Here is a 13,423-nt window from a genome sequence, read left to right as displayed (position 1 = left end):
GACCGCCTCCGAGGCACGGCCCGGGCCGAGAGGACGCGGGTGTTCCATGGACGGTGCACGGGCTGCCGGCCCAGGCCTGTCGACCGGGGCCGAGTGTGGGCTCTCAGTTCGAACGAGGTTCGCCCAGCGGGGGCGTCATGACCGGGTGTCCGGTGTCGGTCCAGTCGACGCGGCAGGTGATCGTGTCGGCCCAGGAGCGCCATCCGTGGAAGGACGGGTCGTACTCGCCCCAGATCTTCGCCGTGAGCACGCGTGCGGGTCTGCGCGGTACGGCGGTCTCGTCCCATTCCAGGACATCGACGACCGGACGCCCGTCCAGCACGGCCCACCCAGCGTCGGCGACCTCGCTCTGCCAGTGGTGCCGCACGGACATCTGCCAGAGCGGCGGCTGGCCGTACTCGGCCTTGTAGCTGAAGAACAGGCCAGGGCCATCGTCCGTCTGACGGATGGCCACCTCCGCTTCGGGCACGACCGGCACACGGCTGGAGTCGTGCCCCGCAACCTGGCTGCCCGCCCGGAAGGCCGGTGCCGGCAGTGGGTCGTGGGCGAAACCGAAGTCCTCATGATCCTCCGCGAAGCTCCGCCGGACTGCCGTCGTGACCGCTTTGGCGATCGCGTCACGGGCGGAGAGCTGCGGCTTCCTCACGGATACCTCCCCGGGGTCGGGCCAGCACCCTACCGGTCAGGGGCTCTATTCGCCGAGATCATCCCGCCCACGCCGTGCTCAACGAGGGACCGGAAGCGCCTCGAACCAACGACTGCCCGGTGGTCCCCACGGCCGGACGAGTAACCGGCCGCAGTCCAGGACGGTCGTGCGGTCCGCGCGGAACCAGCCGGACGGGGTGCAGCTGGCAGGCAAACGGGGGCTCCTTGGAGGGGTCAGTGGTGGTTGCCGAAGAACAGGAAGAGGACGACGAGGACGAGCCCGGCGACGAGGATGGTGCTCGGAGGCCACGACGTACGGTCGGGGGCCTGGTTGCCGTCCCCGTCCGGGGCGCCGCCGTGGCTGTGCTTCGTGGCGGTGGAGGTCGCGGTCGGTCTCGGCCGCGTGCTTCAGGCCCTCGACCCAGGTGATGCCGCATTTGACGCACTGGTACCGATAGTCGGTCATAGCGTCGCCCCTTTCCGGCACGAGTGCCCGTGTCATGGCCGGGAATCTGTAGGGCTCCCGAACCCTAGTGCTAGCCGCAGGGGGCCGGGAAGCGTCTCCGGCGGGCTTCCCACGAGGGAGAACCCGCAACGGCGCCGTGGAGGCGGAGAGACGGAAGAGCCTGCGGGAGGGGTCGTGCGATTTTCCGCACGACCCCCATCGCGGAGGTGATGGCGAGCACCTGGCCGGCGCTGGTGAGTGCCATCACCTCCGTGGTCAGATCGGCCCGTACAGCGCGCAGGGCGCCCCGGTGGTCAGCGCCCAGTAGCGGTCGCCGTAGGACCAGTGCCACCACTCGCTCGGATACGACACGAACCCTGCACCGGCCAGAACCTGGGCGAGCAGCGCACGGTTACGGCGGGCGTGCGGGGACAGGCCGGGGGCATCCAGGGGGCAGGAGGCGGTGCCGCCTGTGCGGTGGGCGTTCACCGCGCCACCCATGTCCAGCTCGCGGCCGTCGGCGTCAGCGAGGGTGATGTCGAGAGCTGCGCCCGCGCAGTGCGGGGCGACTTCGACGGGGGAGACGAACGCGCTCGTGCGGCGGCGCAGCTCTGCGGGCTCGGTGATGCCTTCGCAGCGAAGGCGGTCTTCGTAGTAGGCGAAGCGGCGCTGCTGCTCGTCGGCTGGGCGGTGGCCTTCGATGACGAGGAACTGGACGCCGCTGGGAAGGGCACGGGCGGCGAGGCGCAGGCGGTTCAGGACTCCGGTGCGGGCGCGCCCGTACGCTCCGGCCGCGTCCCGCTCGCGGTGGTCCATCAGGACCTCGGGGACGGTGGTGATCTCGGCGAGGGGTTCGCCGTTGTCCTGTACGGAGACAGCGAGCACGCGCGGGTCGCTGAGCAGGATCACGGGCGCCTCCATCGGGATAGGCGTGAGGGGTCGTGCGATTCTTCGCGCGACCCCTCGGCGGAAGGTGATGCGGAGCACGGCGCCAGCGGAGGCGATGCCCATCACCTCCGCCGGCGCCGTGATGTGGGTCCTGCCGCGGTCAGCTCGCGCGGGCCAGCTGCAGGAGTTCGCCGACGCCTTCGGCCGAGTCGTGCCCGCGAAAGCGCGGCAGGAGGCCCTGGACCAGCTCGACGCAGCGCGGGGCGCCGATGCGGTTCGCCATCGTGAGCGCCTGCGTGGCGGTGGCCGCCGCCTGGTCGTACTCGCCGTCGCGCAGGTACGCGTCGGCTTCGTACGCGAGGAAGACGGACTTCGTCTTCGTCCGGGCGACTGGCAGGACGTCGGTGCCGTCCTGGATGAGCTGGTGGGCGCGGCGGCGGTGGCCGAGGTCGAGGAGGCACCGGCCGGAATCGACGGCGAGGTCCGAGGCGGACATCCACACGCACCAGGTGGGGGCCGGGTCGGCGGACTGGGCGCCGAGCTGGTGCTCGGCGGCGGCCAGGGCCCGGCTGCAGGAGAGTTCTTCGCCGAGGGCGGCGTGGGCGCGGCCGAGCCGGAGGTAGAGCACCGAGCGGGCCATGGGGTGGTCGGCGCGCCGGATGGCGTACTCGAGGACTTCGACGGCGGCCCGGGGGTCGTCCAGCCACAGCGACTGGTAGGCGAAGTCCGCGAGGACTCCGGCGCCCAGGTCGCGGTCGCCGGTGGCGTGGGCGCTGTGCAGCGCGCCGTGCCACAGCTTCCCGGCCCCGGCGTGGTCGCCCTGGTCGAACCGGTACCAGCCGAGGGTCTGGGCGAGGTTCGCGGCGAGGGTGTTGAGGCGGACTCCGATGCCGGTGGTGTGGCGGCCGTCGGCGATCAGGTCCGTGACGGTGTGCAGGTGGGCGTCGAGGAGCCGGTGGGCGTGCTGGCGCTGCTCCGTGGCCAGGGTCGCCAGGCGCTTGCTGGTGTCTTCCAGCATGGTGACGAAGTCGGCGTCCACGCGGCGGCCGCGCAGGGCGGTGGCGACGGCGTGCGGTTCGTCGGTGGCCCATTGCAGGGCAAGCCCGGCGAGCGTGGCTCCGGTGTAGGCGGTGAAGGTGCGGCGGTAGAGATCCATGGTGGTTCGCAGGGCCTCTCGAAGAGCGGTCACGTTGCTGTAGGGGCCGAGAGGCAGCGGGCCGTCCATGCCGGGGAGCCAGTTCGGCCAGCCGAGGGCACGTACGGTGCCGGGGTCGATGCCGAAGACTTCGGCGAGGAGGTCCTGGGATTCGTCGTCGGGCGTGACGCGTCCGGACTCCCATTTCGATACCCGCTGGGGGATGGCTCCCGACCGCAGCCCCCGGCGCTCGGCTGCCTTCCGGATCAGGCGGGCGAGGTCGGCCTGCGACAAGCCGCGCGTGATCCGGGCGTATGCGAGTGGGTGGCGGATTGGTTTGTCCACGCGTCCCATCCCATCACCGGCAGGACTTCGAAGCCTACCGCTGAAGGCGTTGGGGCTACACCGGGGCTAGCCCCAACGCCTGTACGAACAAGCCGAGTTGACGCTGTACTCGTCGCGACGCAGCGTGACACCCACGTCGGGAGTTCCGCAGTGGTGAGCAGCACGGGGCCTGTGGGGTTTTCCCGCTGAACTATCAAACTCCGGCCGCTGGTGGCCACGGCGGACAGTGACGATGCTGCCGAACCGGATCGACAGAAGGGATCGGTTGTGAACATCGAAGACCGCCTCGCGTCCCGCCTGGCCGGTGCCACCGTCGCCGTCACGGGCGGCTTCGGCCTCGTCGGGAGCCGCATCGTGCACAAGCTCCGCGCCCTGGGGGCCCACCCGGTGGCCGTGGGCAAACTCGACGCCTACGAGCCGCAGGTCTGCTCCAGCCTCTTCGGCATCAGCCCCACCGACGGCGACGTGATCGCCGGGGACATCACCGACGCGGCCCTGATAGACCACGTGATCTCGCACAGCGACTACGTCATCCACGCCGCTGCACTCGCCGACGTCGCAGGATGCACGCGTAACCCGACGGCGGCCCTGCACAACAACGTCACCGGTACCCAGACCGTCCTGGCCGCCGCCGCGCGCCATGCCCACTCGGTCAAACGCCTGTGCTTCGTGTCGTCGGCCAGCGTCTACGGCCACGGCGGCGGCGCGGAGGCGCCAGCGCAGTTCGCCGAGGACGATCCGCTGCGCCCGGTGTCGGTGTACGCCAACACGAAGGTGTGGGGGGAGCACCAGACCGCGCTGACGGTGGGGGAGGCGGGCGGCTCGTACGCGGTCGTGCGGTACTTCTCCGTCTACGGTCAGCCGCAGACGATCAAGAGGGGATCGCACTCGTGGGTGGCAGCGTGGATGGCGATCCACGCGCACCTCGGGCTGCCGCTGCATCTCAACGGCGGCGGCCACCAGGTGCGGGACTTCGTGCACGTCGATGACATCGCTGACGCGACGCTGCTGGCGACGGTGGAGCCCCGGGCGCACCGGGCCACGGTGAACGTCGGCACCGGCCGCGCCACCTCCATCAAGACGATCAGCGAGCTGGTGCTCAAGTACTACCCCGGCGTGCCGGTGATCGAGACGCCGATGCCGCCCGGTGATCCCATGGGCGGCCGCGCCGACATCACCCGTATGAAGGACCTCCTCGGATGGGAGCCGGCAATCAGCGTCGAGGAAGGCGTGCGCCGGTACGTGGCATGGCTGCGCACCACGCCGGGGGCCGTGCCGGGGTGGCTGCTCGCCGAGTCGGCGTGAGGCGGGAGACGAGCGAGATGACGAAGCCAGCCCTGCTGAAGGACCTCGCCGACAGGCGGGCCCTTCCCGCCCACCAGCAGATGGACCCGGGCACCGTGGAGTGGATCGCCGAGCACCGCCCGGCGACGTTCCCCGCCATGCCGCCCCGGCCCCGGTACGAGCCGTTGATGCTCGCCCCGGATGCCTCGTGGTTCGCCAGCGTCGAGCAGAGCGATTCCCTGCACGGCGTCCGGCACGGCGCCCGCGTGAGCCTGCTCGCGTCCGTCCTGGCCCACGAACAGGGCCTCGACGGAAACGAGGCAGCGGCGCTGTGCGTGGCGGCGGCCGTCCACGACTGCCGACGCCGCGACGACCGTACGGACGCGGGCCACGGCCAGCGGGCGGCGCGCTGGTTCGCGGGGCACGCCGTGAGCGTCACCGCGTGCTTCGGCCTGCGGCTGTCCGCCGACTGCCTGCTGCAGGCGACGACCGCCATCGCGTTGCACGACGTGCCGTACGAGCACTTCACGCTCGCGCAGGTCCGCGCCTACCGGCGCGCCCAGCAGGTCACCGACCTGCTCAAGGCGGCTGACTGCCTGGACCGCTACCGGCTCCCGGCGCTGCGCTGGTGGCCCGACACGGCCCGGTTACGCACGCCCGTGCCGGACTGGCTCCACCCGCTCGCCTTCGATCTGGTCGTCCGCAGCGAGCGGGCCCGGCTAGACGGCGCCGGGCACGAGGCCGCTCTGGCCCAGGCGTGCAGCATGATCTTCCCAGCGGAACCGGAGGTCCGCGATGCGAAGCCACTGGGCTGACGCCCACACCGACTACGCCTCCCCCGGGGCACGGCCCGGTCCGAGGGGGCTCGCCGACAGCGCGGCCGACTGGCGCCACCACCTCGAGGCTGAGACCCGCAACGGGTGGCTGCTGCGCGGCAACGCCATGGTCGAGGCGCTGGCCAGCGGGCGCCCGATCCACCTGATGCACACCACCGTGGCCCTGGACGCCATCCGCGCCAGCGGGCAGCTCTACGCGTCCAGCGGGTGCCTGGTCGCCGCGCTGTACTGCGCCCCCCTCACCGCGCAGAACGGCGGCTTGCGCCCGCACAACCTCGGCTCCTACCTGCTGGAGACCAAGCCCTACACCCGGACCCTCGTCTTCGAGATCACCCCGGACGCCCCCGTACCGTCCCTGGGAATCGACTACCTGCGCCTGGGCGGCATCCACCTGCGGACCTACCTCCGCCGCCGCAGCTTCCTGACCGGCGCCGAGGACGAACAACTGCGCGGGGCCGCCGTCGGCCGAGTCCGGGCGGCCGCACGGTTCCTCGATGTCCTGCTCGCGGCCGCGCGCGGCACGGTTGCCGACGAGCGCGCCTTCATCGACGACCTCGCCGCGACGGTCCCGGTGTTCCCGTTCCTGGGATACGTGTACTTCGAAGTGCTGTCCGAGTATCTGATGCTGCACTCTTCCAGCACGGAGACCCAGCGGTGCGCGGACGCGGGGGAGCTGAACAACCGGCTCTACAAGCGCCTGGCGCACCGGGCCGTCGAGGGCATGGACCAGCTCTTCGATCTTTCCCGGTTCCATCCCCAGCACGACGAGCTCGTACGGCTCATCTCCGGGATCGAGTCCGGTCTGGCGCCGGGCGTGGCCCGGTACGTGTGCCGTCGGCTCCCGCACGTGTTCGCCTGCCTGGCGCTCGCGCCCGGGCAGGACGCCGGGGCCTTCACCTTCCGGGGCGCGGACTTCCAGGATCTGGTGCAGGCGGCGCCGGGGCTGCTGGGGCAGATGCTGTTTCGCGAGATGCGGATCACCGACCGCTACCCCCAGCTCTACCTGGCGTTCGAGCAAGCCAAGGCCATGGAGGCGTGGGATTTCTGGAACGAGCGGGGTATCCCCACGCCCTTCAACGGGACCATCCCCAAGGGCGAGATCGGCATCAACCCGGCCTACCCCCGCGCGGGGTGCCGGATCTGGACCGCCGAGGTCGGCGCGGGCGGGCTGGTTCACCCGGTCGAGGAGCTGGACGTGTCCCTCGTGCCGCGTCTGGCCGAGCTGCGCATGACGGCGATGCGCCGGGACGGGGCCGGGAAGGCCGCAGGCCACGCGCGGGCGCCGGTGTCCGGCGGGCGCCGGACGGTGGGCGTGTAGGGAACGCCGGGGTGAACGCGATCACCTGCGCCGGCCGTGTGATGTGTACCCTGCCGCGGACAGGAACCTGGAAGAGGAAGCCCACAGTGAGCACTGGAACACCGCCCCCGACGATCGGCGTCGTCGTTCTGACCATGAACGACCGGCCCGAGGAGTTCCCCCGGGCGATGGCCACGGTCCTCGCCCAGGAGGGTGTCGATCTCGACGTTGTGGTGGTGGGCAACGGCGTGGAGCCCGAGCAGGTGCCGCCCGGGGTCCGTACGGTCACGCTGCCGGAGAACGTGGGCATCCCCGAAGGCCGCAACGTCGGCGCGGCGAACGTCAAGGGCGACTACATCCTCTTCTTCGACAACGACGCGATCCTTCCCGCGCCCGACGTCGCCGCCCGGCTCGCCGCCCGACTGCGCCAGGATGCCGAGCTGGCGTACGTCCAGCCGCGCATCGCCGACCCGGACACCGGCGTCACCGTGCGCCGGTGGGTGCCGAGGCTGCGCGCGGACGCCACCCGGCCGGGCACCGTGACCGTCATGGCCGAAGGCATCATGCTGATGCGCCGCGACGTCTTCGAGCGCGTCGGAGGGTGGCCGGGCCACTTCTTCCTCTTCCACGAAGGCATCGACCTCGCCTGGCGGTGCTGGGACCACGGATACACCGGCTACTACATGCCCGAGGTCATCGTGCACCACCCGGCGACCGACCCCGCCCGGCACGCGACGTTCTACCGGATGAACGCCCGCAACCGCGTCTGGCTGGCGCGCCGGAACCTGCCCCGCGTCCTGATCCCCGCCAACCTGGCCACCTGGGTGCTGCTGGCCCTGTGGCGCTTTCGCAGCGCGGACGCCCGGCGGGCCTCCCTCGCGGGCTTCCGCGAAGGCCTCCGTACGGACTGCGGGCCACGCTCGCCCATGAGCTGGCACACGGTCTTCCGTCTCACCCGCGCCGGACGACCACCGATCTTCTAACGGGGGCGTGCGAGTAATCGCGCGCCCCCTTCCATGGGCAGTGCCCCGGAGCACCGATGGCGGAGATGAGCAGCACCACCTCCGCCAGGAGGCGCTGCCCGTCACCTCGCACACGCATCGCACACCCTGTGTTCGAGGCCGCGCAACGCTTGAGACTCCAGTGCCACCTGGGGTTTTCCCGACTCGCCGTCAAACCGGAGCCCTTAGTGACCATGACAGGCGTAGCGAATGCTTGGCGACGCCCAAGCGGGGCTTGGCTTCTTCATGGCTCCGTGGCAGGTGGCGGGGAGCACCTGGCCGGCGGAGGTGACACGGATCGCCTCCGCCGGCCAGGTGCTGAAGACCCTGCACGACGCCCGTCCCACGGCGAATCAGGAGGCCCACCGATGACTGATTCACCGTCCGTACCGCCTCCGGCGCCCCGACCTCGCGGAGGAACTGCTGCGCCGCCAGGACCTGGACCAGCACGCTCGTGGTGTCCGGGAGAACGGCCAACGCGCCAAGATCGACTGAGAAGCTGGCCCGCAATGATCGCGAGAACGCCGCCTGGCTGAAGGCTCTCCTGGACGGGCACGGCTGGCTTGGCATGACGCTCGTCGGTGAGGCAGCATCCCGGGGCGCGTGGCTGCTTGCCCAGCACGCGGACCACGATGATCACGTCCAGTCCCGGGCCCTTGAGCTCCTGGAAGGCGCCATGCAGGCGGGGGATGCCGAGGGGTGGCAGTGGGCGATGCTTCTGGACCGCTGCCGCGTCCGGAAGGCCAGCCGCAGATCTACGGGACGCAGTACCTCACCAACGCGGGGGAACTTCGGCCCCGGCCCATCGAGGACCCCGAGCAGATGGACGAGCGGCGTGCCGCCGTCGGCCTGGAACCGCACGCCGGGTACGACGCGCGGATGCGGGAGGGCCGCTAGCCCCTCCGGCCCCCGCGGCAGGTGGCCCCGGTCACCTGCGCCGGCGAGGTGCTGGGCGCCACCTGCTCTGCACGTGCCCGTCCGCCCCGCGACCACCGGAGGCGCGATGAAGTTGCTCCGCAAGCCGACCACCACCCACCCCCAGTCTCCCAGTCCGAACAGCTGCTCTCCGGCTACCTGCGCCACGACAAGAACTGAGTCCAGCACGCGGACCCGCTGCTGCGCATGAGCTTTGGGTCCATGGCCAAGCAATTCCCCGCCATGCTCGCCGTGATCGCCCGCATCGCCTGGGCACGAAGACCCCGCGCCCTCACCGTCCTCGTCGGCGCGCAACTCGCCTCCGGCCTCATGACCGCGTTCTTCGCAGGGCTGGCGCACCCCTCTTCGAAAATGATCGCGAAGGATGTCACACCGCAGGGCTCATCGACACCTCTATGGGTGATCCCCCCCACCTGACCTCAATCGGGAGATACCCCATGGACTCGACACCTGCCACGCAGTCGGCAGCCCGCGCCTGGGCCGGTGGTGCCCGGTGACGACCAACGACGTGATCGACAAGCTCGTCGCCGGCACCCACACCGTGCCCGAGCACGCCCAGGCCGTGGCCCGGTGGGCCCTGGGCAACGCGTGGTGGATCACCCTCCTGGCCGCGGTCGTCCTGGTGCTCACGCAGGTGCTGCGCCATCTGGTCACCCGCCAGCTCCTGAAGCAGGAGCGCCTCGCCTTCGAACTGCTGCCCACCAACGGCTTCGACCCGGGCCTCGAGGACGTCATCCGATTCGCCAAGGGCATCGCCCAGGCGCAGCGCACGGTCTCGCGGTGGGCGTTCACCCCCGCGCGGGGCACGGCGATGCGGGTCCGGCTGGTGTCGTCCGGAGGCCCCCTCTCGCTGCGTGTCGAGGGGCCGGCCCGGGCGGCTTCGGTCCTGCGTCACCAGGGCTACGCGCAGTGCGAGCTGCGGGCGGTGGACGCCCGGGCGAATCAGACCGAGCGGCCGCGCATCCGCCTGGGCGCAGCGGCCTGACCGTTCACCACAACCGTGTGAGGAAGGAGAGGAAGCAGGAGATGGCGAACCCTAAGAACCGTGGTGGGCGGGTCCGGCTGACGAAGGATTCCGGCCCGGCGCCGGCCCGGAGTGGCAAGAAGGAGAAGGAGGTGCACGTGGCGCGGGCCGAGCTCGCGCTGGCCCTGCCCGACTACCTCGCGCTGCGTGAGGTTCCGCTGCGTCCCGATCCCCTGGAGGCTCTGGCCGCGGCGGTCGCGGACGTGCGGGAGGAGCTGAGCGAGCGGGTCGACGTGGTGCTGGACCTGGTGCCGGTCTCCGCGCGGGCGGTGAACCGGAAGCGGCAGCGGCTCCTGGCGCACGCGCGGCGCCGTCCCCAGGACATGCCGGCCATACCCGGTATGCCGGTGCAGCAGTCCGCCGGCCGCGGGATCGGCCTCGACCGGTTGTCCTCGATCGCCTCGGAGGCCCTTCGCGAGGCGCAGGGCAACACCGGTTCCCGGGCGGCCAGCCGTCCGCTGGTGGTGCAGCGGCCGCCGCGGATGTCCGACCTCAAGGCCGGACTGGGCAAGTTCGCCGGCGGGGCGGACGCGGTGTTCGAGTTGCAGATGCTGCTGCGCGCCTGTTCGAGCGACCCGGGCCGGGCCCGGGTGCTCCTGGACCAGGTCCTCGCCACGCTCGAGGCGTGGGCCGGCGACAACCACCTGCGCCCCGTCGGGCTCCACCTCGGAGTGACCCAGGTCCGGGCGGATGCGTGGTTGTACCGACGGAGCTTCGACCGGCGTTTCGAGACGGGTGAGTTCGCGCCGCGCAAGCGCGGGTGGGTCACCGGGACCGAGATCGCCGGGCTCATCAAGCCGCCGACGAAGCACAACATGGCGGCCAACATCGCCCGCTCGGGCGGTGTGGTGCCCCCGCCCCCGCCGAGCCTGCCGACCTGGACCGGGCAGCCGGACCTGATCCCGCTGGGCTGGGTGGCCAAGCCGGGCGGTGGCGAGCGCCTGGCCGGCCTGCCCCTGGCGTACCTGCTCTTCGCCCTATTTTTGGGCAAAGCGGGCTACGGCAAGACGGAGATGAGCCTGGTCCAGGCGATCGCGCTGGCCCACAACGGGCACGGCATCCTCTTCCTGGACCCGCACGGCGACGGCTGGCAGCGCGCCCGCCCTTACCTGGCCCACCGCCACCTCGCGCCGCGGATGTGGGAGATCGACCTGACCTCCCCCGACCTGGACGCCCCGGCGGGGTCGTGGAACCCGCTGTCGATGGAGAACCGCACCGAGGCGGACATCCCCGACATCGTGAATGCGATCGTCACCGGGTTCGCGAGCGCGCTGAACTGGAGCGACTCCGCCGGGCGCGCGAAGACGATCCTGACCCGGTCGGTGGAGTCCCTGGTCTACCTGTCGTGGCTGCTGTCGCAGGCAGGCCGGCCGGACCTCGCGCCGACGATCTTCCAGATCCGCTCGATCCTCAACGACGAAGTCTGGCGCGAGTCGGTCACGCCGTACCTGCCCAAGAATCTTCAGGACTTCTGGTCGCAGCAGTTCCCGAAGTACTCCCAGGACGCCACGCCGGTGGTCACGAACGTCATCGAGCGCCTGGACTCTTCGAACGCGCTCAAGGCCTTCCTGGGATCCAGCCTGAGCACGTACGACATCCGGCATGCCATGGACACCGGCAAGATCGTCTTCGTGTGCCCGTCGGGCACCGGCGACACCGACCGGATCGTCTCCTGCTTGCTGATCTTCGACCTCTTTAGGGCCGGCCTGTCCCGCCGCGATGTCCCCGTGGCCGATCGCAAGGACTTCTTCGCCTTCATCGACGAGCTCACCGCGGTCGACGGCGCCTCGAAGGGCCATCTGGCCGCTATCGCCGAACAGCTGCGGAAGTTCAAGGTCAAGCTGCTCGCCATGACGCAGATGGCGCAGCGCCTGAGCGCCACGACGCGGCAGGGCCTGCTTCAGAACTTGTCGATCCTCTCCACGACGGCCAGTGACGTCGACGAGGCCCAGCTCGTGGTCAAGCGGTGGGGCAAGAAGGTCCAGGCGGACACCGTCACGCAGCTCCAGCGCTACCACTACGTGATGTCCGTGACCCTCGACGGCAGCGCGACCGACCCTTTCAAGGTCCGCGGCGCCAGTGTGGAGGACCTCTACGGCGACTACTACCGGCCCGACGACCTGGACAAGCTCGACAAGTCGGTCGATCAGAACCTGCGGCGGCGGCCCGTCCGCGACATCCTCGCCGATCTCAGCAAGCTCGATGGCCGCATTCGGCTGTTCCTGGCCACGCTCCCGCCGCCGCAGATCGACCAGGAGGAGCCGCCGGCCGACGACAGCGCGTTCGCCCCCGTGGACGAAGACCCTCACGCCGCGCCCGCACCGGAGCCCGATCCTCAGGGCGACGGCGGCGAGGACACCGGCTACACCGGAGGGACGGACTTCGCATGAGCGTCATCCTCGAGCACGTCCCCCACGGCGAGCCGACCGGCCGTCCGCGGCTGCACGCCCTGTCCACCTCGGCCCTGCACGCCCTGTACCAGCACCGGGTCATCTCCACCGACCAGTTGCGCCGGCTGCTGACGCCCGTCGCGCAGCGCCCGGTGTACCTGCTGCGCAAGCTGGGCGAGCTCAAGGCCATGGGCCTGGTCGACCACGTGCGGGCCAAGGGCCGCTGGAGCGGCGCGAATGTCATCCAGCAGCCGTACCTGTGGTTCCTCACCGAGGCGGGCGCCGAGGTTGTGGAGGAGGCCGGCGAGCTTGTCTCCCGGCCCTACCGGGTCACGCCCGAATCGGTCGCCAGCACCCGCCAGGCCCATACCCTCGCGGTCAACGAGGCCGGCCTCGCGTTCTTCGAGCACGCCCGCAGGCTTGCCCACGAGTGCGGGCCGCTCGACTGGATGCCCGAGGTCGCCCACCGTATCCGCGACGGCCAGCGCCGCTTCGAGGACGACCACGTCATCGCCGACGCCGTCCTGCGCTACGTCCACCTCGAGCGCGGCCGACGCACCATGTTCAATCTCTTTCTCGAGGTCGACCGCGGCACGATGAGCATGGCGCGCCTGGCCGCGAAGCTGACCGCGTACGGGCGGCTGTACGAGTACGTCCCGCAGCACCCGGACCGCTCGCGGCGTTCCGCCGCGGCCACGCGGCCCGCCTGGCAGTACGTCTATCCGGTCTTCCCGCGGCTGCTGGTGATCCTCGACGCCGAGCGCCGATCGGTGCGCAGGTCGCTGGCCGAGCAGCTGGCCGCCCGCACCGAGGACCTCTACAGCCTCACCCGGGCCGACCCGCGGTTGATGCGGCTGGCCGGTCAGCTGTCGGTCGGCGTGACCACGCTTCAGCTGCTCCAGGAGCGCGGGCCGTTCGAGCCGATCTTCACCCCGTTGCTGCGCGGCACCTCCGAGGTCCGGCCGGCACCGACCGATGTCTTCCTGCGGCCCCCACGGCCCGCCGGCGGCGGGCGTCCGGGCGGCACCGCCGAGCCGGCCCCCGCCCGCGGTCCAGAACCCGCCGCGGCGACGCCCCGCGCGCAGGCTCCGGCCCGGGCGAAGGCAGCCCGGTGAGCGGCAGAGGGCCGGCCGCGCGGCCCTTACTGCGCGGCAGCTCCACGACGACGTCCTGTCGCTGCCGCTCCACCACGCCTTT

At 71.2% G+C, this 13,423-nt stretch carries 12 protein-coding genes; 9 read left to right on the top strand and 3 right to left on the bottom strand.

What is annotated here, in order from left to right:
- Positions 1-103: 103 nt before the first annotated feature.
- From ACFPP6_RS30450 to ACFPP6_RS30440, 3 genes are all read right to left on the bottom strand, one after another.
- Complete coding sequence (locus ACFPP6_RS30450; RefSeq protein WP_382049269.1) at positions 104-646, bottom strand: hypothetical protein; 543 nt, start codon at positions 644-646, stop codon at positions 104-106.
- A gap of 720 nt (positions 647-1,366) precedes the next feature.
- Positions 1,367-1,999: a M15 family metallopeptidase gene (locus ACFPP6_RS30445; RefSeq protein WP_382049266.1), complete on the bottom strand. Its 633-nt coding sequence runs from the start codon at positions 1,997-1,999 to the stop codon at positions 1,367-1,369.
- A gap of 139 nt (positions 2,000-2,138) precedes the next feature.
- Entirely contained in the window at positions 2,139-3,458 is a 1,320-nt protein-coding gene (locus tag ACFPP6_RS30440; protein WP_382049264.1) for a helix-turn-helix transcriptional regulator, read from the bottom strand.
- A gap of 267 nt (positions 3,459-3,725) precedes the next feature.
- Between ACFPP6_RS30440 and ACFPP6_RS30435 the strand changes: the two genes are divergently transcribed.
- The 9 genes from ACFPP6_RS30435 to ACFPP6_RS30395 all read left to right on the top strand — a co-directional run bounded on the left by ACFPP6_RS30435 (position 3,726) and on the right by ACFPP6_RS30395 (position 13,341).
- On the top strand, positions 3,726-4,763 hold the full coding sequence (locus ACFPP6_RS30435; protein WP_382049261.1) for an NAD-dependent epimerase/dehydratase family protein: 1,038 nt from the start codon (positions 3,726-3,728) through the stop codon (positions 4,761-4,763).
- 17 nt (positions 4,764-4,780) lie between these two features.
- Entirely contained in the window at positions 4,781-5,557 is a 777-nt protein-coding gene (locus ACFPP6_RS30430) for a hypothetical protein (protein WP_382049258.1), read from the top strand.
- Positions 5,538-6,896 (top strand): hypothetical protein, encoded by a 1,359-nt coding sequence (locus ACFPP6_RS30425; protein ID WP_382049255.1) that lies wholly within the window; start codon positions 5,538-5,540, stop codon positions 6,894-6,896. Before ACFPP6_RS30430 ends, ACFPP6_RS30425 begins: the two co-directional genes overlap by 20 nt.
- An 86-nt stretch (positions 6,897-6,982) precedes the next feature.
- Positions 6,983-7,858, top strand: coding sequence for a glycosyltransferase family 2 protein (locus tag ACFPP6_RS30420; protein WP_382049252.1), 876 nt, complete (start codon positions 6,983-6,985; stop codon positions 7,856-7,858).
- A gap of 723 nt (positions 7,859-8,581) precedes the next feature.
- Positions 8,582-8,773, top strand: coding sequence for a hypothetical protein (locus tag ACFPP6_RS30415; RefSeq protein ID WP_382049249.1), 192 nt, complete (start codon positions 8,582-8,584; stop codon positions 8,771-8,773).
- A 240-nt stretch (positions 8,774-9,013) separates the two neighbouring features.
- Entirely contained in the window at positions 9,014-9,229 is a 216-nt protein-coding gene (locus ACFPP6_RS30410; protein WP_382049246.1) for a hypothetical protein, read from the top strand.
- 76 nt (positions 9,230-9,305) lie between these two features.
- Positions 9,306-9,797 carry a hypothetical protein gene (locus ACFPP6_RS30405; RefSeq protein ID WP_382049243.1) on the top strand — a complete coding sequence of 164 codons (492 nt, stop codon included), beginning with the start codon at positions 9,306-9,308 and terminating at the stop codon, positions 9,795-9,797.
- A gap of 41 nt (positions 9,798-9,838) precedes the next feature.
- Positions 9,839-12,226, top strand: a complete 2,388-nt coding sequence (locus ACFPP6_RS30400) for a type IV secretory system conjugative DNA transfer family protein (RefSeq protein ID WP_382049240.1) — start codon at positions 9,839-9,841, stop codon at positions 12,224-12,226.
- Positions 12,223-13,341: a replication-relaxation family protein gene (locus tag ACFPP6_RS30395; RefSeq protein WP_382049237.1), complete on the top strand. Its 1,119-nt coding sequence runs from the start codon at positions 12,223-12,225 to the stop codon at positions 13,339-13,341. The genes ACFPP6_RS30400 and ACFPP6_RS30395 overlap by 4 nt, the downstream gene beginning before the upstream one ends.
- Positions 13,342-13,423 lie beyond the last annotated feature (82 nt).

The organism is Streptomyces aureoversilis (genome assembly GCF_042657885.1).
GTDB classification, from domain to species: domain Bacteria; phylum Actinomycetota; class Actinomycetes; order Streptomycetales; family Streptomycetaceae; genus Streptomyces; species Streptomyces aureoversilis.
This window is presented reverse-complemented; position numbering and strand designations above follow the sequence as displayed.